The 17,525-nt window shown below is 66.4% G+C and carries 13 protein-coding genes and 1 pseudogene; 7 read left to right on the top strand and 7 right to left on the bottom strand.

What is annotated here, in order from left to right:
* Positions 1–29: 29 nt before the first annotated feature.
* Complete coding sequence (locus GS424_RS15635) at positions 30–1,865, top strand: ABC-F family ATP-binding cassette domain-containing protein (RefSeq protein WP_160941376.1); 1,836 nt, start codon at positions 30–32, stop codon at positions 1,863–1,865.
* 59 nt (positions 1,866–1,924) lie between these two features.
* Positions 1,925–3,457 carry a helix-turn-helix transcriptional regulator gene (locus GS424_RS15630; protein WP_244977580.1) on the top strand — a complete coding sequence of 511 codons (1,533 nt, stop codon included), beginning with the start codon at positions 1,925–1,927 and terminating at the stop codon, positions 3,455–3,457.
* 70 nt (positions 3,458–3,527) lie between these two features.
* On the opposite strand, the gene GS424_RS18095 is transcribed toward GS424_RS15630, so the two are convergent.
* The 3 genes and pseudogenes from GS424_RS18095 to GS424_RS15620 form a co-directional block, all read right to left on the bottom strand.
* Complete coding sequence (locus tag GS424_RS18095) at positions 3,528–4,253, bottom strand: FAD-dependent oxidoreductase (protein ID WP_280527511.1); 726 nt, start codon at positions 4,251–4,253, stop codon at positions 3,528–3,530.
* A gap of 140 nt (positions 4,254–4,393) precedes the next feature.
* Positions 4,394–5,296 (bottom strand): annotated as a pseudogene (locus tag GS424_RS18090) (FAD-dependent oxidoreductase); the annotation flags it as partial.
* Between the two features lie 273 nt (positions 5,297–5,569).
* Positions 5,570–6,763, bottom strand: coding sequence for a helix-turn-helix transcriptional regulator (locus tag GS424_RS15620; RefSeq protein ID WP_160941374.1), 1,194 nt, complete (start codon positions 6,761–6,763; stop codon positions 5,570–5,572).
* A 279-nt stretch (positions 6,764–7,042) separates the two neighbouring features.
* On the opposite strand from GS424_RS15620, the gene GS424_RS15615 reads away from it, so the two are divergent.
* A complete protein-coding gene (locus tag GS424_RS15615) occupies positions 7,043–7,834 on the top strand; it encodes an HAD family hydrolase (RefSeq protein ID WP_160941373.1) in 792 nt (263 codons plus the stop codon).
* Positions 7,835–7,954: 120 nt separating this feature from the next.
* Here GS424_RS15615 and GS424_RS15610 read toward each other — a convergent pair whose 3' ends face one another.
* Complete coding sequence (locus GS424_RS15610; RefSeq protein WP_160941372.1) at positions 7,955–8,467, bottom strand: nitroreductase family protein; 513 nt, start codon at positions 8,465–8,467, stop codon at positions 7,955–7,957.
* Positions 8,468–8,664: 197 nt separating this feature from the next.
* Here GS424_RS15610 and GS424_RS15605 point away from each other — a divergent pair, with 197 nt between their 5' ends.
* Both GS424_RS15605 and GS424_RS15600 read left to right on the top strand, forming a co-directional pair.
* The gene (locus GS424_RS15605) at positions 8,665–9,054 is read left to right on the top strand and encodes a winged helix-turn-helix transcriptional regulator (protein ID WP_160941371.1); all 390 of its coding nucleotides are present in this window, start codon (positions 8,665–8,667) and stop codon (positions 9,052–9,054) included.
* Positions 9,055–9,376: 322 nt separating this feature from the next.
* On the top strand, positions 9,377–10,765 hold the full coding sequence (locus tag GS424_RS15600) for an MATE family efflux transporter (protein ID WP_244977579.1): 1,389 nt from the start codon (positions 9,377–9,379) through the stop codon (positions 10,763–10,765).
* A gap of 77 nt (positions 10,766–10,842) precedes the next feature.
* On the opposite strand, the gene GS424_RS15595 is transcribed toward GS424_RS15600, so the two are convergent.
* Positions 10,843–12,057, bottom strand: coding sequence for a diphosphate--fructose-6-phosphate 1-phosphotransferase (locus GS424_RS15595; protein ID WP_160941370.1), 1,215 nt, complete (start codon positions 12,055–12,057; stop codon positions 10,843–10,845).
* Positions 12,058–12,210: 153 nt separating this feature from the next.
* Here GS424_RS15595 and GS424_RS15590 point away from each other — a divergent pair, with 153 nt between their 5' ends.
* Both GS424_RS15590 and GS424_RS15585 read left to right on the top strand, forming a co-directional pair.
* Positions 12,211–12,888, top strand: a complete 678-nt coding sequence (locus GS424_RS15590) for a TetR/AcrR family transcriptional regulator (protein ID WP_160941369.1) — start codon at positions 12,211–12,213, stop codon at positions 12,886–12,888.
* A 193-nt stretch (positions 12,889–13,081) separates the two neighbouring features.
* Positions 13,082–14,368, top strand: a complete 1,287-nt coding sequence (locus tag GS424_RS15585; protein WP_160941368.1) for an MFS transporter — start codon at positions 13,082–13,084, stop codon at positions 14,366–14,368.
* Positions 14,369–14,745: 377 nt separating this feature from the next.
* Here the strand turns inward: GS424_RS15585 and GS424_RS15580 are convergent, their stop codons facing one another.
* Positions 14,746–16,170, bottom strand: coding sequence for a C69 family dipeptidase (locus tag GS424_RS15580; protein WP_160941367.1), 1,425 nt, complete (start codon positions 16,168–16,170; stop codon positions 14,746–14,748).
* 54 nt (positions 16,171–16,224) lie between these two features.
* The gene (locus GS424_RS15575) at positions 16,225–17,463 is read right to left on the bottom strand and encodes a glycoside hydrolase family 3 protein (RefSeq protein WP_160941366.1); all 1,239 of its coding nucleotides are present in this window, start codon (positions 17,461–17,463) and stop codon (positions 16,225–16,227) included.
* Positions 17,464–17,525 lie beyond the last annotated feature (62 nt).

Below are 17,525 nucleotides of genomic sequence, written 5' to 3'. Positions count from 1 at the left end.
TCTGGGACTATGCGAAGAAGGATGGCTTCATGGCGTTTCTGCTTGGATGCGAGAAGGTGCGGGTCGAGTTCCCCACGAAAGAGGTGTTCTCCGAGGTGTCGCTGGGCGTGGACGAGGGCGACCGCGTGGGCATCGTCGGGCGCAACGGCGACGGCAAGTCGACGCTGCTGAACCTGCTGGCGGGCACGCTCGAACCCGACGAGGGCCGCGTGCTGAAGAACGGCGCCGTGCGCGTGGGCGTGCTGGGGCAGGCCGACACGCTCGATCCCGACGCGACCGTGGAGCAGGCCGTGGTGGGCGACCTTCCCGAATACGTGTGGGCCAGCGACGCGCGCATCCGCGACATCATCGCCGGGCTGGCCGGCGACATCCCCTGGGACGCGCAGGTGGGGACGCTGTCGGGCGGACAGCGCCGCCGGGTCGACCTCGTGCGGCTGCTCATCGGCGATTGGGACGTGCTGGCGCTCGACGAGCCCACGAACCACCTGGACGTGCGCGCCATCACCTGGCTGGCGAACCATCTGAAAACCCGCTGGAAGAAGGGCGCGGGCGCGCTGCTCGTGGTCACGCACGATCGCTGGTTCCTCGACGAGGTGTGCCTGCGCATGTGGGAGGTGCACGACCAGCGCGTGGAGCCGTTCGAGGGCGGCTTCTCGGCCTACATCATGCAGCGCGTGGAGCGCGATCGCCTCACGGCGCTGGCCGAGCAGAAGCGCCAGAACGAGCTGCGCCGCGAGCTGGCCTGGCTCTCGCGCGGCGCGCGGGCGCGCGCGACGAAGCCGAAGTTCCACGTGGCCGCCGCCCAGGAGCTCATCGCCGACGTGCCGCCCCTGCGCGACGAACTGGAGCTCAAGCGCATGGCCATGGCGCGCCTCGGCAAGCAGGTGGTGGATCTCGAGCACGCGACCGTGCGTTTCGGCGAGAAGACCATTCTCGACGACGTGGACTGGATCATCGGCCCGGGCGACCGCTACGGCATCGTCGGCGAGAACGGCACGGGCAAGACCACGTTGCTGCGCGTGATCCAGGGCTTGCAGCAGCTGAATGCGGGCGAGGTGAAAATCGGCAAGACCGTGCGCTTCGCCGTGCTGTCGCAGCATCTGGACGACCTGTCCGAGCTGGGCGACGACCGCGTGCGCCAGGTCATCGGCCGCTACAGCCGCCGCACGATGCTCGACGGCAAGGAGATGACGCCCGCGCAGCTGCTGGAGAAGCTGGGGTTCAAGCGCGCCGACCTCAACGAGCCGGTGCGTGACCTGTCGGGTGGGCAGAAGCGCCGCCTGGCCCTCATGCTCATCCTGCTGGACGAGCCGAACGTGCTCATCCTCGACGAGCCCGGCAACGATCTGGACACCGACATGCTGGCCGTGGTTGAGGACTTGCTGGACGCCTGGCCGGGCACGTTGCTGCTGGTCACCCACGACCGCTACCTCATGGAGCGCGTCACCGACCACCAGTTCGCCCTGATCGACGGCAAGCTGCGCCACCTTCCGGGCGGCGTGGAGGAGTATTTGGCCCTGGCCGACGCTTCCCCCTCTTCCGTGGCGGCCGGCAATCCCGCACGTCAACGCCCCGCGCGCACCGCCGACTCGGACGCCTCCGGGATAGAAGGCTCTTCCTCGCCCGAAAGCTCCCGCCTCTCCGGCGGCGAGCAGCGAACCCTCCGCAAGCTCATGCAGTCCAACGAGCGCAAGGTGGAAACCCTCAACGGCAAGATCGAGGACGTCCGCGCGCAGATGGCCGCCGCCGATCCCACCGACTTCGCCGCCCTCGGCGACTTCCAAGCCCAGATCGGCGACCTTCAGCAGCAGATCGACGCCCTCGAGGAAGAATGGATGGAAGCCGCCGAAAAACTGGGAGAGTAGCTGCGTTCGGGTTCGATCGCGTCTGCTGCGCGCGAAATCGGCTATGGTACAATTCCGCCATGGAGCAAGGGGAGGAAAGCGGAAGCGGCGAGCGCGTGCAGATGGTCGACCGGTATCTTCATACCGGTTCTTTCGCGGCGTTCAGATCGACGTTCTTGCCCGGTTTGATCCTCGCTTTTTTCGGCATAGGTTTCTACCGCCTTTGGTACCAGTTCAACTTCTACAACCTGCATTTTTCAGCCGACGTCGGCATGGTGACGGTGGGCGCGAACATCGCCCGCGTCGTGGTGATCGCGCTGCTCGTCCTGCTCGTGTACAAGGCCGGTTTCACGCGCGCAACGCGCGGCGTGTTCGTATGGTCCGGCTTCGTGCTGATGACGGCTTCGAGCTTGCTCTACCTGCTCGACCTCTTTTTCGGCACAACCGACCTTGAGGCGCTGCGCGTCGTCGTCGGGGGAATAGGCTTGGTTGGCGGCGAGATCATCTGGATATTCTTTCTCGAGCGGCTGCGTCCTGGCGAGCTGTTCTTCTATGCTGCGGGCGGGTTGGCCCTGTCGTGCGTGCTCTCGCTTGTGATGGGGTATTTGGACCCCGTTGTTTCGGGCATGATCAACCTGTTCGTCCCTGCGCTGTCGGTGTTCGCTTACTGGCAGGCGATGACGCGGCTTGACGAGCGCGCCGGGACGACGCAGATCGGCCGGGACGACGGCATGGGGAAGGCGCCGGGAACCGACACGCTCTACGAATCGGGCCCGTTTCACTCGGGCGCCGTGCACGCGCTGATCGCGTTCTTTCTCTACGCGCTGCTGTTGGGCATGGCGCTTGGATACCCCGATGGGCGTCAGCGAGAGTTGTCGCAAACGGTGCGCTCGATTCACCAGGTGCTCGTGGTGCTGCTGATCGTGTTCGTCGTGTGGCTCGTGCTGGTGCGGGGCCGTTCGTTCAAGTTGTCCGGATACTGGCTGTTCCAGAACGCGCTCATGATGGGCAGCATATGCTTTCTGATGAGCGGATCGAGCGGGTCTGAAGAAGCCAGCACGTTCCTTCTGACCAATGCGGTGACGTGCTTCTATATTCCCCTCGTGTTCTTCATCTGCCTCATTGGCCGCCATGTTCATTACCAGACGACGCTGGTGTACGCGGTGGTGTACGGGGGATCGCTGCTGTGCATGGCCGTTGGGCGCGTTGTCGTGTACGCGGTCGGGCCGACGCTCGATCACAGCTTGTGGCTGCTCATCGCGATGGCGATCGTGGTGCTGGTCGAAGCGACGCTCATCATGAGGCCCCGTTTCATGGGCGACTATCCTATCGGGTTCGAGCTTGGAGAGATGCGACGCGAGGCGTCGGTCAAGGCTGTCGAGGCTCGGGTCGTCGATCCGGTCGCAGCGTTCGCAGGGCGGTACGGCTTGAACGACACCGAGAGGGCGATCGTGTCGCTGATCGCTCAGGGTCGAAGCCGCACCTTCATTGCCCAAGCGCTCAGCTACTCGGAGAACACCATCCGGAATTACACGAGGACGGTGTACCGCAAAGTCGGCGTGCATTCGAAGCAAGAGCTGCTCGATAGGGTCGCCGAGTCGCGAGACGCGTGACGGCGAAAGATCGCCCCGGTCGCTCGCGGGGGGGCGTGCGACCGGGGCGTAAGGGAGCGCAGGGATGCGCTTAGCTTGTCGCGTGCTGCGCTGCCTGCGTGCCGGCTTGGCGCCCGAACGTGATGCAGTCGGCAATGGCGTTGCCGCCCAGCCGGTTGCTGCCGTGAATGCCGCCGGTGCATTCGCCGCATGCGTAGAGGCCGGGAATGACCTGGCCGTCCGCGTTCATGGCCTGCGTGTCGACGTTGATGCGGATGCCGCCCATGGTGTGATGAACCGTGGGAACCTTGCGGCACGCGTACCACGGCCCTTCGGTCAGCTGCTGGTCGGCGGTATTGTTTGCTTTGAAACCGAACGGGTCTTCGGTTTCGCCTGCAACGACCTGGTTGTACACGTCGATGGAAGCTTGTAGCTTTGCGGCGTCCATCTGCGTTTGCTCCGCCAGGTCTTCGACGGTTTCGCCTTTCACGATATGACCGAGCGCCAGCATGTTCTCGATGGTCGCACCATTCGCGTCAGGCTCGGTTTCCGAAGGGTAGCGCACCTTGTTGACGACGATCCAGTACGTCGATTCGGGCTGCGCGAAGATGGCCTTGCACAGCGTGTCGCGTTCGGCCCCTTCGTTGACGAACCGCTCCCCGCTCTTGTTGACGAAGATGCGGTTGCGCCCTGAGGTGCGGATGTCTTCCATGAGGCCGGTGCCGGGCGTGCCGCACGGATGCAGCTGGATGTCCGACAGCCCGACGAGTTCCGCGCCGGCTCCCTCGGCAAGCTTGAGGCCTCTCCCTGCGCGCACGGCTTGATGTTCGTGCAACCGATGGTGTCGTCGAGCTTCACGTCGGCCCACACGCCGTCGTTGACGAGTTGGCGGTACTCGACGTTGGCACCGAACCCGCCGGTGGCCACGACGATCGATTTCGCGTTCACGGTGACGTCCTGGTTGCCGCGATGCACGGCTTTCAGGCCGGCAACGGCGCCGTTCTCGAGGACGAGCTCTTTCGCCTGGGTCTCGTGCAGCACGATGAGCTGGTCGGCGTGGTCCGCGATGAACATTTCGAAAGCACGGATGTAGGTGTTCCCCGACGGTGTGGCGGGGTAGTGGCTGCGCTCGCCGAGCGAGCCGGTGGCCGATCCCGTCTCGCTCTTGAACTCCACGCCGAGCGATTCCAGCCAGTGTACCGAGTCGAGCGCGTTGTCGGTCAGATAATGGATGAGCTCGGGCGTGCCCTGCTCGTGTCCTCCTTCGTAGGTGGTCTCGTAGAACAGTTCGACGGAGTCTTCGATGCCCTGCTTCTGCTGGCGTTCCGGGTCGACCGCGTTGAGCGCGCCTTCCGAGACGTTCGTGGATCCGCCCGTGATGCCGCATTTTTCGACCACGACCACCTTGGCTCCGGCTTGCACGGCGGAGATGGCGGCCGTCAGACCCGCACCGCCTCCGCCGATGACGCATACGTCGGCATCGTAGGACGATTCGATGCTGTCGTCCGAGCCGGGGGCCTGCGCGAGGGCTTTCGCCGCATCCGCTTGCTCAGCGCAATCCTTCACGCCCTGCTGGAGGCACATGCTGGACAGGGTGGCGCCGGTGACGGAGTCCACATTGAGCGTTTGGTACTCCATGATCTCGTTTGACAGGTTTTCGAGCGCCGACGCGCCGACGCCGAGCGATTCCTGGCTCGTGCTGGTGTCGATGGCGGTGATGGCGTTCTCCGAAAACGTCACATCGATGGTGAAGGGGGCGTTGTGCCCGGTGACGTTGGCGGTGTACGTGCCCGCCTTCCATCCTTGCGCAACCGCGCCGCCCGTGTTTGCCGGCGTGCACCCTGCAAGGCCGAATCCCATCACGCCGCCGCAAGCGCCGAGGAACGCCGCCCCCTGCAAGAACGTGCGTCGATTGATGCCGCCTCCCTGAAACAGCGCCGCACCGCTTGCGGCCCCTCGTTTCGCGGTCTCTTCGATCAGGTCATGGTACCGTGAATCCTTCATGTACAACCCCTCCTTCGCCCACGACGTGCGGGCATTCGGTGTTCCCTACGGGTCGAAATCGTAGGGCGAGGGAGGGAGGAGGTGCTAGACGCAAAGGGTACCCAGCGGTGTCCAAAAGGTACTTTCCTGCTACTTCCAGGTGCGGTCGGGGCCGGCGGCGGGGTTGGTGGGGTGGTGCGGGGCCGTCGGGGCTTGGGGCGGAACGGGGGCTTCGGGGCCGCGGGCCCAGGGGTCTTCCTTGGCGTCCTGCTGCGCGTACTTCATCCAGGCGTCTTCCTGACGCGCTTCGGCGATCCAATCGTCCTTCGACTTCGACAGCACGCTGCCGATCAGACAGGTGATGCCGCACAGGATGCCGCCCACCACGAACGCGATCCAGCTGATGTAAAAGCCACCCTGGCCGTCGCGGATGAGGTCGCGCAGCTCGTTCTTGTCGAAGCCGTCCCAGCCGCCGACCTGGTCGAACAGCGGCACGAAGCCCCATACGAGGAACACGATGGTGGCCAGCAGCATGATGACGCCGCAGACGACGCCCATGATGCGATCGGCGCGGATCTGCTCGGGCGTTTTGACGATGGCGGAGGCGGGCAGGTCGGCGCCGAGGTCCTGGCGGTGCGCGATGTAGGTGAGCTCGGATAGGTCGTACTTCGATTTCTGCATGCCGGCCCAGATGAGGATGCCCACGGCGATGGCGAGGATGAACATGAAGGGGGCGATGGCGAGCTCTTCGAGCGAGACGCCGCCCACGAGGATGGTGCCCTCGTCGGGCGTGAGGCCGATCAGCATGATGACGTCGAGCAGGATGATGCCCACGCCGAGCGCGGTGAGCAGGGGGAAGCGCCGGCCGAAGCGATCGAGCGCGGCGTCCGAGTACCGCGGCTCGATGGAGGGGTTGCGGCGCTTGAACTCGCCGTGGCTGAGGCTGCCCATGACGAGGAGCACCACGCCGATGACCACGCACGACAGCAGCGCGACGGCCTGCAGGTTCCCCGGCCATCCGAGGGCATCGAGCAGCCCGTTCAGGCCCACGCCTACGAGGATGCACGCCACGCCGGCCACGACGGACAGGTTGAAGCGGTTCATGTGCGCGTCGTAGCGCTCGGTGTCGCCTTCCCGCGTCACGACGACGCTGCCGCGCATGAGGTCGTCGAGTTTGACGTTGAACAAATCGCACAGCACGAGGATCTTGTCCATCTCGGGGTAGTTCGTGCCGGCTTCCCACTTGCTGACGGTCTGACGCGACACGCCCAGCTGCTCGGCGAGCCCTTCCTGCGTGATGCCGTAATGCTGCCGCAGGTATACGAGGTTGTCGGCGAAGCTCATGATGGTCCCTTCTCAAACGTTGTTTGCATGATACCCGAAGCGTCGGCCCTTGCGGCTGCGCTTCGACGGTTCCCATCATGCGGTTGCACGCCCGCGCGTTCTACCAACCTGGCGGTGCGTTTCGCTATTTTTCGCGCACGCTCAGGTTGCGAAGCCTATTGAGCTGGGATTTTGTAAAACAGGTTTCAAGTTCGTGCAAAGTCCGCGTGCGGGCTCACGCGGCTTGGAGGGGGCGGCGTACAATGGCGGCATACGATGGATTTCAAGGAGGCCTTTCTGATGATCAAGCTTATCGCCAGCGACATGGACGGCACGCTGCTCGATGGGAACCAGTGCGTGCCCGACGGAACCTACGACCTCATCCTGCGCCTGCGCGACGCGGACATCCGATTCGTGGCCTCGTCGGGGCGGCGCTTCGACACGCTGAGCGAGCTGTTCGAGCCCGTGGTGGAGTGCATGGACTTCGTCGCGTCCAACGGCGCGCAGGTTATCATCGAGGGCACGCTGGTCGATCGCGAGGTGTTCTCGCACGCGGCGCTGCGTCGGCTGGCGCACACCTGCAACCTGTTCGACACGCTGCATCTCGCGCTGTTCGACGAGACGCGCAGCTACCTGTTGGACGACGAGGCGCGGTTCGAGCGCGAGGTGGACAAGAACCTGCCGAACCCCGTGCGCGTGTTCGACGTGCCGTCGCCCGAGGTGAACATCCTGAAGGCCTCGGTGTACTGCGACGAAGGGGTCATGGACATGGCGTATGCGCTCACGCGCGAGCTGGAGGCCGACTTCGTGTTCGCGCCGTCGGGCAACAAGTGGATCGACGTCATGCAGCGCGGCGTGAACAAGGCCACCGGCATCGAGCAGGTGATGGCGGCTCACGGCGTGCGAGCCGAGGAAGTGATGGCGTTCGGCGACTCCATGAACGACTACGAGATCCTGCGCATGGCGGGCACGAGCGTTGCCATGGGCAACGCTCGCTCGGCCATCAAGCAGATCGCCACGAAGGTGATCGGGACGAACGTCGAGCACAGCGTCCAGCGCGAGCTGCGCGCCCTCCTCGACATCATGGGGTAGAAGGCGGCGAGCTCGGTTCGCCTTTGGCGGAGCGCTTGCGTGCAGAACGAGGCCTTCCGGCGTGCCGCAGCAGGGAGCCGGAAAACCTTGGCGCACCGGGCCTCCGCTCCCTTTCCGATCCTACCCGTTCACGACAAATTCGCTGGTGGGGATGCGCTCGGTTGCGTGGCGGTCGGGGCTGGTGGGGTCGCAGGCGGCGTGCCCGACGGCCAGGATGTTCACCGGCTCGAGCGACGGGGGAAGCGCGCACGCCTCGCGCACGATTGCGGGATCGAAGTTGCAGATCCACACGCTGCCGAGGCCGAGATCGGCGGCAGCGAGCATCAGGTGGTCGGTCACGATGGAGGCGTCCACTTCGGCCGACGACCAGCCGTCCACTCGCCGCTTCCATGCCCGCTGGGCGTCGACGCACACGACGAGCGCGAGCGGCGCGCCGTGCAAGTTGGCCGCTTCTCCCAGGTGGGCGAGGCTTGTTTCGCTCGTTGCGCAGACAATGCGCACCGGTTGGCGGTTGGCGGCGGTGGGCGCGACGCGTCCCGCTTCCACGATGGCGTCGATCAGCTCTTGGCTGACGGGGGCGGGCTGGTAGGCGCGGATCGAGCAGCGCTTTCGTGCGAGGTCGAGAAACGACATGGAGTGCTCCAATCTCTCGGGTTGGGGTTCCGGTGTTCGGTCGCCTTTCATCCTACGCTTTGCTATCTTCGGAACAAGTAGACACTTTTTTGGAATATACTACCCAAAAAGATAGTATTGGACGGCAGGTCGAGCGACGCGCCGCACGACGCGTCGAGTGCCCTGCCGAATGCTGCATCGAGCGAAAGAGGCTGCGCATGAAAACCTGTCCCAGCGCGTACCATTGCCCCGTGGAGGCCACCATCGACATCGTGGGCGGCAAGCACAAGGTGCTGATCCTGTGGCACCTGAGCAACGCGCGCGTGCTGCGCTTCGGCGAGCTGCAGCGCAGGATGACGCAGGCCACGCCGAAGATGCTCACCCAGCAGCTGCGCGAGCTGGAAGCCGACGGCATGGTGCATCGCGAGCTGTACCATCAGGTGCCGCCCAAAACCGAGTACTCGCTCACCGAGCGCGGGCGGAGCTTCGTCCCCATCCTCAACCAGATGTGCGCCTGGGGAAAGGTCGTGCTGGACGACGCGGACGCCGCGACGTCCGCCGTCCCCGCCGCCCCCGCAGCCGTTCCCGCCGCGCCTCCCGCGGGTTGACCGCGCCTGCCCGGCGCGGTATGCTGGGCGACGCTGTATCCGCCTCAACGAGAAGGCACGCATGAAACTCTGCAGAGTAACGGCTCCGCGCATGATCGCCGATGAAGCATCGCACGGAGCACCGGGACATACTCATCGGCATCGATAGGCGCGCTGCCCAGGTCAGGCACGCCTCCTCTTCGATGCCGGCATGACGGAATCCTTTGAGCGTCGCAGGTGATGATTCATCTGCGGCGCTTTTTTGCGCGCAGCGCCGGACGCGCCGGTCGCGTCCCGCTCGCATTCCGCATTCCGTTTCCCGAATTCTCAGAGGTGAGCAACCGTGTCGAAAGCACCTACCAAACTCGAATCCAACGTTCCTCTTTCCTTTACCGAGGGGCCGCTGTTCCGGCAGCTCCTCGCCTTCGCGCTGCCGCTCATGGCGGTGAACCTGCTGCAATACGTGTACCAGGCGGTCGACATGGTGGTGGTCGGCCAGGTGATGGGCGCGGTGGGGCTCGTGTCCATCAGCAATGCGACCAACGCCACGTTCATCGTGAACGCGTTCGTCATCGGCCTCACGGCGGGCGGCGGCGTGGTGATCGCGCGGTTCGTGGGCGCGCGCGACGTGGCCGGCCAGCGGCGCGCGTACGCGGCCACGATCGTGGTTGCGCTGGCGGGGGCGGCGGCGATCGCCGTGCTGGGCACGATGCTGGCGCGTCCGGCGTTCACGGCCAACGCCGTGCCCGAGGCGGCGCTCGACGGTGCCTGCGCCTACACCGTGGTGCTGTGCTGCGGCTCCGTCGGACCCTTCCTCATGAACGCTGCAGCCGCCTTCCTCAAGGCGCAGGGCGACGCGCGCACGCCGTTGGCGCTGGTGGGGGTTGCCCTGCTCGTGAACGTGGCGCTCGACCTCGTGCTGGTGGGGCCGGCAGGCCTCGGCGTGGTGGGGGCGGCGTTCGCGACGGTCATCGCGCAGAGCGTGGCGGCGGTCGGCGCGCTCATCGCGGTGCGTCGGCGCTTTCCCGGCGGGCGTCTGGCCGGCGTGTTCTCCCGCGGTGCGCGCGGCGGTGCGCCGCTGCGCGCGAGTATCGGCGAAGTGCTGCACGTGGGCGTGCCCTCCGCCGTGCAGATGGCGGTGGTGAACCTGTCGTACGCGCTGGTCACCGGGCTGTTGAACCGCTACGGGACCGACGTGGCCGCCGCGGCCGGCGTCGGCCTGCAGATCAGCACCATCGCAGGGCTGCCGTGCTGGGCCATCGGCCAGGCCATCACCACGGCGGCCGCGCAGAACGCGGGCGCGGGCGCATGGGGTCGGGCGCGCGACGTGGCACGCCTCGGCGCCACGTTCAACGTGAGCGTGATCGTGGGCGTGCAGGTGGTCGTGCAGCTGCTGGCCCCGCTGATCGCGAGCGCGTACGGCCTGACGGATCCCGCGACGCTCGACATCGCCGTGCTGTACCTGCGCATCACGTGCAGCGTGAACGGCCTGTTCTATGCGGCCATGTACAGCTTCGATTCGTTCGCGCTGGGGGCCGGCTCGCCTCGCCTCGTGCTGGTGAACTCGCTCATCGACGCGTTCGTCGTGCGCTTCGGCCTGGCGTTCCTGCTGAGCGGCGTGCTGGGCTTCGGCTACGTGGGCATCTTCGTGGCGCAGGCCGCGTCGCCCGTGATCCCGGCCCTCATCGGCACCCTCTACCTGCGCCATTGGACGCGCACGCGAGGCGCGTAAGGGGAGGGCCCCAAGCCGCATTCGATCGGGCGACGGCGGGCGGGGGCGTACCGCCCGCCGCGCCGTCGTCCGCGTCGTTAGCGGCGGTTGAAGGGCTGGAGGGTGGCGGGCAAACCGCCTTCCATGATGAGCTTCGGCTCGCCCTCGATGAGCGGCTGGAAGTACGCGATCGCCTCCGGCGTGATGCCCTGGTAGTTCGGCAGCATCCACTCGTCGGGGAAGCGCTTGACGAAGTTGGCGAACTCGCTGGCGGGCCCGGCGAACACCTCGGCCTCGTAGCGCCCCTCGGCGGCAGCGGCGGCGTTGCGGCGGATGCCCACCACCTGGCCGGTGAACGCGGGGTCGGCGCTGCGCATGTGGGCGCTCATCCCCAGGTCGTACGCCTCATTCACGTCCACGAGGCTCTGGGCGAAGTTGCTGGAGCGCGCCGCGCGCGACAGGTCTTGCACCACGCCGCGCGGCACGATGCCGGCGTCGACGATCATCTGCTTGAGCGTCTGTCCGGCTCCGCCCAGCACCGCGTGGCAGAAGCCGTCGTTGGCCGCGTCGCCCGCGGACAGGTAGGTGCCGTCGGCGTAGCGCGCGCCCTCCGACACCACGATGTAGCATGCGCCGGTCTCGTCGAGCTTCGCGCGCACCGCAGCCAAAAACGCGTCGCGCTCGAAGTCCATCTCGGGCAGCACGAGCAAGTTAACGTCGCCGGTGACGCAGCAGCTGGCCGCCAGCCAGCCCGCGTCGCGGCCCATGGCCTCGAGCACGAACACCTCGGGGCGCGTATAGGCGTCGTAGTCGAGCCGCGTGGCGTGCGTGATCTGGCAGGCCACCTTCGCGGCGCTCGGGAAGCCGGGGCAGTGGTCCACCGGCACCAGGTCGTTGTCCACGGTTTTGGGGATGCCGACGAAGCGCTTGCCCGGCGCGTTCTCGGCCGCCCATTCGGCCAGCGCGTCGACGGTGTCCATCGAGTCGTTCCCGCCGATGTAGAACATGGTGTCGATGTCGTGGGCGTCCATCACGTCCGCGAGGCGGCGGAAGTCGGCTTCGTCGTCGCGCTTGAGCTTGTAGCGGCACGTGCCCAGCGCCGACGAGGGGGTTTGCTTGAGCAGATCCAGGTTGCGGCTCGAAAGGTCGGTGAGGTCGTACAGCTGGTCGGCCAGCACGCCCTCGATGCCGTGGATGCCGCCCAGCACGCGGTCGTACAGGGGGTTCAGCTGGTTCGCGCGGATGACGCCGGCCAGGCTGGCGTTGATGACGGCGGTGGGCCCGCCGGATTGTGCAACAAGGCAGGTGCTCATGGGTCGATGCTCCTGTTCTCTCTGATCGCGTTGGCGCATGCGCCTTAGTATGAAGGTGGCCGCAGCGCGCGGCAAACTTTTTCTTGCCTTCTCCACCGGAGTATCGTAGGATACATACCGTTGGTATGTATTCACGTGTGGAGAGGAGGGCCGATGGCTCGCAACAAGCATCCCGAGGAGACGGTGAACCGCATCCTCGACGTGGCCCTCGCTCTGTTCTTCGAGAAAGGATACGACAACACCAGCATCCAGGACATCATCGATGGGCTGGGCGGCCTCACGAAAGGCGCGGTGTACCACCACTTCAAGTCGAAGGAAGACATCCTGTCGGCCGCCCTCGACCGCGACAATGCGGCGCTGTACGGCGAGCTTCGCCGCATCCGCGACGACGGCAGCATGAACGGAGCCGAGAAGCTGCAAGCCCTGTTCGCGGCTTCTATCGCCGGACCGCAGATGGACCTGTGGGCCAACGCCGCGCCCGATGTGGACCCGGTGAAGAACGCGCGTCTGCTGGGCATGCAGTACCAATCGGTGTTCGACGAGACGGTGCCCGACTTCGTGCAGCCCATCGTGGAGCAGGGCGTGCGCGACGGCAGCATCGTCACGGATTATCCGCGCGAGTTCAGCGAAGTCATCGTGCTGTTGGCGAACTTGTGGGCCAGCCCCATGTTCCGCGCGTGCACCGCCGAGGAGCTGCGTACGCGCATCGACTACTACATCGACATCGTGAAAGCGCTTGGCGGGTTGTCTCTGGCGGAGGACGGGCTCGCATGCATCCTGGAAGGGTACCGCAGTCAATTCCATGAAAGGTTCGATGCCGTGAACTCGTAGATAATGCGAACGAATGTTTCACGTGAAACATTCCGGTATGCCGAAGAAACAGGCGAGGGGAGGTCGAGCTAGGCTTGGATCTCGCCCGAAGCTCCTGAGCGCTCTTCGCGCACCGGAACCGCGGTTGCTTGGCAACCTTCTTTTTTGTCCAATATACATACCAACCGAACGTATGTAAATGAAAGGAACCATCATGAACACATTGCTCAATCGATCGTTCGTCTCGGTGATATTCGCGCAGATCGCCTCGCTGTTCGGCGATGCGGTGCTGCGCTTCGCCCTGCCGCTGTACGTGCTGAACCAAACGGGGTCGGCGGCACTCATGGGCGCGGTGTCGGCCTGCGCCTGGATTCCCTACATCGTGCTGACGCCCATCGGCGGGGTGGCGGCCGACCGCGTGAACAAGCGGCGCATCATGGCGGCGCTCGACGCGATCTTGGCGGTGACCTGCGGCGCCTTCCTCGCGCTCGATGGCGTTATCGACCTCGTCGGCCTGTCCATCTGCGCGCTCATCATCCTGTACGCGGCGCAGAGCGTCTACCAGCCCACCGTGCAGGCGGCGGTGCCGTTCATCGTTCCGCGCGAGGGCATCGTACGGGCAACCGCCATCGTCAGCCAGATCAGCGCGCTGTCGGGCCTCGTGGGCCCCGTGCTGGGCGGCCTGCTGTTCGGCCTGTTCGGCATCGAGCCGGTGGTGTTCGTGTCCGGGGTGGCATTCGCGCTGTCGACGCTGGTCATCGTTGCTTTCGTGCGCATTCCCCGCGATGCCGTCGAGCGCAGCTCGGTGGGCGTGGTGCGCACCGTGGTAAACGACATCGCAGAAAGCTTCTCGTTCCTGCGCCATGAACGCACGGTCATCCTCAAGGTCATCTTCCTCGTCGCCGGCATCAACCTCACGTTGACGGCGTTCATCCTCATCGGCGCCCCGGTGACCATCACGCAGATACTCGGGCTACCGAACCAGTACATGGGCTTCGCCGAGGGCGCCATGGCGCTGGGCGGTTTGGCGGGCGGCATCTCGGTGGGCGTGTTCGCGAAGCGCTTGAAGCTGAGCAGCGCGCCGCTGTTCCTGCTGGTGTCGGCGTTGGGACTGCTGCCGATCGCCGTGGTGCTGGGCGTGCCGATGGACGCGATGGCGGCGTACGGCATGGTGGTGGCGGGCCTGTTCGTGTCCATGGCGTGCGCGACGATGTTCAGTATCCAGGCCATCTCGTTCGTGCAGCTTGAAACGCCCGGCCATCTGGTGGGGAAGGTCATCGCGCTCACCATGTCGCTGTCGAACTGCGCCCAGCCCATCGGCCAGCTCGTCTACGGCGGGCTGTTCGATACGCTGCGCGGAAACCTCGTACCGGTGGCGGTGGGCACGGCGGCCGCCGCGTTCGTCATCGGGTTGATCACGTTCCGCGTGCTGAAGAAGGGCCTGGCGGATCTGCCGGCGACGAACGACGCCGTGGCGGACGATGCGCTCGAGGTTGCCTGACGCGGAAGCGAGCACCCCGGCTCCCCGTTCGGCGCACGATGGTCGAAAGAGCTGGGGTATGTGCTGTCGACACGCGATTCGCGTCCTGGTGCACGAAAACAGGCGACGTGCGAACCTTGAAGGCCCTCATAGTCGATCGCAGGGTCGGGCTTCGGCATGCATACCTCGCCTGATGGACGGACTCACGCCTACGACCTGGGGATTCTCGCGAGGTGACGCGGCGCGTCCCCGCTCAACAGCATCGGGAGGTTTCGCACGTCGAGGTTTTTTGTGCAAAAAGCGCCCGATCGCGATCCTTTCCCCGCAGACAAGCGTCTCGGGGAAGGGAGGGGCAAGACAAAAGCTTTCTGCGGAACGCCGCTTTGGCTGCGGAGGCGCTACAGGTTCGCGTCCATCTCGAACGACAGGCGGGAATCCTCGGCCCCTGCCATGACGAGGTCCTGCACGAGGGTGCGCGCGTCGGCCAGCAGCTCGTCCATGAAGGCGCGGTTCGCTTCGGTGAGGGCCGCGGTCAGCTCCTCGCCGGAGAGGCCTGCGCTGGACGCGTCGGTGGCGACCACGAACGCGTGCGCTTTCTGGCGGCATGCGGCGAGGAAGTCGTCGACGGGCTTCGCCGCCAGCGCGTAGCGGCTCTCGGCCAGCATCCCCAGCGTGCGCAGCAGCCAATACGCGCTGTCGCCCTCGGGGCGCTCGTCGGCGCGCTCCCAGGCGGGGTGCGCGGCCGACGCGTTCGCGAAGAACGGCACGAATGGCGAGAACGCCGTGGTGGCAAGCGCCACCCAGTGCACGCCGGCGCGCTCGGGCGGCAGGTTGGGGCGCACCTGCAGGATGTGGCCCTCCTGCGTGCGCGACAGCGAGACGGCACGGTAGCGCGTGCGGGTGCGCTCGTCGCCGTCGGAGCCGAGCGGGTCGAACGCCGTGCCGTTGTAGTGCGAGCTCAGCAGGTACGCTACGTCGTCGACGCCGATCAGGCGGTTCGCGCGGCGGATGAACGGCAGGTCGAGGTCTTCGGGCTGCTGCACCGCCTCGGGCGTGAGGTAGCGCTGGCCGAACCACACGCGCGGCGCGTTGTAGTGCCGGTCCTGCTGCGTGTACGTGCCGAAGATGCGGCGGAAGTCGAAGGTGCCCGGGCGCGGGTTCAGCCGATTCCCGTCGACGAAGGCGCAGATGCCGTCCGAGGTCATGAAGTCGTCGGAGGCGAAATCGACCTCCTGGATGGAGATGCGGTTCGCGCACACGGCATACGCGTCGTCGGGGATGCGCTGCGCCGCCCACTGGTGTCCCGTGGCCAGCTCTAGGTACCACACTTCGTCCGCGTCGGCCACGAGGATGCTGTTGCTCTCGGCCGACCCGTGCGCGGCCACGATGTCGCCGATGCGCCGCACGGCTTCGCGCGCCGACGCGACGAACGGCAGCACGACGCTGAGCAGGGCGTCTTCGGCCAATCCGTCCTCCACCAGGGGGTCGAGCGCCAGCACGCGCTCGTTGGCGTACGTGCTCTCAGTGGCGCTCATGGCCACGCCGGCCGCGTTGATGCCGGCTTCCTCGTACAGCCCCTCGCTCGGGTCGCCCTCGGGCGTGGACGTGTAGCGCAGGGCAGCGCCGTCAAGCTCCATCGTGAACCCGTTGCCCGCCGACACGAACTGCTCGCGCGTCCAGCGGCGCTCGGGCACCACGGTGAACCGCTTCGGCGCGCAGGCGCGCACGTTGTCCTCGGTGCGCGCGATCATCGTGGAGCCGTCGAGCGAGGCCGCCTTCCCCACGAGGACGGACGTGCAGGCGCAATGGGTTTGACGAGCCATGGAAACCTCCTGGTCGAGGGGTGGGCGCCGTGTGGGCGCGCCTACATTCTACGCCTATTCCGCCAGCGCGAGCTTCGTCTTCACGATGCGCCGCACCGATTCGTCGATGCGCGCTTCCGTCAGGCGGCCGTCGTGCACGGCGTCGAGCACGCCCTGGTAGGTGGCGACGAAGTCCTCGGGCATGAGCACGAGGTCGACGCCCGCCTCGAGCGCTGCGACGCCCACCTGCTCGGGGGCGACGTCGCCCACGGCGCCCATGCCCATCGAGTCGGTGATGATGAGGTTCTGGTAGCCCAGCTCGTCGCGCAGCAGGTCGGTGACGATGGCGGGGTTGATGGAGGCGGGCGTGTCGTCGCCCGTGGCGTTCGGCACCGAGAGGTGGCCCACCATGATGAACGGCACGTCGGCCGCGATGGCCGCCTTGAACGGGACCAGCTCGAAGGCGCGCAGCTCGTCGAGGGTTTTCTCGGACACGATGGCTCCTTCGTGGCTGTCGCCCGCCACGCCGCCGATGCCGGGGAAGTGCTTGGCGCTGCACAGCATGTTCGCGCTTGCGAACCCTTTGACCTGCGCTTCCACCATAGTGGCCACGAGCTGCGGGTCGGTGCCGAACGAGCGCAGCGCCATCACGTCGACGGCGGGGTCGCCGCAGATGTCGGCGTCGGGGGCGAAGTCCACGTTGAAGCCCAGGTCGTGCAGGTACGTGCCGATGGTGTGCGCGACGTCCTCGGCCGCCGCGGGGTCGCCGGCGGCGCCGACGTCGGCCATGTCGCCCACGTTCTCGATGGCGAAGCCGGGGTTGCCCGCGATGCGCGTGACGGTGCCGCCTTCCTCGTCCACGCAGGTGAACAACGGCAAGCCGACGGCTTCCTCGGAATACGCCTGCACGTTGGCCAGCATGGTGGCGGTCTGGTCGGGGTCCAGCAGGTTCTTCTGGAAGTAGGCGATGCCGCCCACGGGATAGGTCTGCAACGCCTCCTCGGTGGCGGGGCCGGCCTGCGTGGCGGTGTCCACGCCCGTGATGGATTCGGGGCGCACGATGAACAGCTGCGCCACCTTCTGCTCGAGGGTCAGGGAGGCCACTTTGTCGGCGGCGCGCTCGTCCAGCGTGGGCTCGTGCGGGGCCGCAGGGGCGGGCGTCGGGGCTGCGGCGTTCTCGTCGGGATCCGACGGCGTGCCGAACTCGGTCGAAGGCTGCTCGGGAACGGCTTCCGGCTGCGAGGCGACGCACCCCGTCAACGGCGCGAGCAGGCACGCCGCAAGCGCGCAGAGAACCAACCAACGTGAACGCATGCATCCCCCTTTGTCCTCGTCAAACCGGCGCGCCGTGCAGCGCGCCAAGCTCTCAGTATAGG

Origin of the sequence: Eggerthella guodeyinii, assembly GCF_009834925.2 — a bacterium.
GTDB lineage: Bacteria > Actinomycetota > Coriobacteriia > Coriobacteriales > Eggerthellaceae > Eggerthella > Eggerthella guodeyinii.
Note: the sequence above shows the minus strand (reverse complement) of the source record. Positions and strands in the feature narration are given on the sequence as shown.

Bases quoted from the DNA above. Each gene is read 5' to 3' on its own strand.
- GS424_RS15635 (WP_160941376.1), top strand. From the start codon at position 30: ATGGCGTTTCTGCTTGGATGCGAGAAGGTGCGGGTCGAGTTCCCCACG.
- GS424_RS15630 (WP_244977580.1), top strand. From the start codon at position 1,925: ATGGAGCAAGGGGAGGAAAGCGGAAGCGGCGAGCGCGTGCAGATGGTC.
- GS424_RS15620 (WP_160941374.1), bottom strand. From the start codon at position 6,763: ATGAGCTTCGCCGACAACCTCGTATACCTGCGGCAGCATTACGGCATC.
- GS424_RS15615 (WP_160941373.1), top strand. From the start codon at position 7,043: ATGATCAAGCTTATCGCCAGCGACATGGACGGCACGCTGCTCGATGGG.
- GS424_RS15610 (WP_160941372.1), bottom strand. From the start codon at position 8,467: ATGTCGTTTCTCGACCTCGCACGAAAGCGCTGCTCGATCCGCGCCTAC.
- GS424_RS15605 (WP_160941371.1), top strand. From the start codon at position 8,665: ATGAAAACCTGTCCCAGCGCGTACCATTGCCCCGTGGAGGCCACCATC.
- GS424_RS15595 (WP_160941370.1), bottom strand. From the start codon at position 12,057: ATGAGCACCTGCCTTGTTGCACAATCCGGCGGGCCCACCGCCGTCATC.
- GS424_RS15590 (WP_160941369.1), top strand. From the start codon at position 12,211: ATGGCTCGCAACAAGCATCCCGAGGAGACGGTGAACCGCATCCTCGAC.
- GS424_RS15585 (WP_160941368.1), top strand. From the start codon at position 13,082: ATGAACACATTGCTCAATCGATCGTTCGTCTCGGTGATATTCGCGCAG.
- GS424_RS15580 (WP_160941367.1), bottom strand. From the start codon at position 16,170: ATGGCTCGTCAAACCCATTGCGCCTGCACGTCCGTCCTCGTGGGGAAG.
- GS424_RS15575 (WP_160941366.1), bottom strand. From the start codon at position 17,463: ATGCGTTCACGTTGGTTGGTTCTCTGCGCGCTTGCGGCGTGCCTGCTC.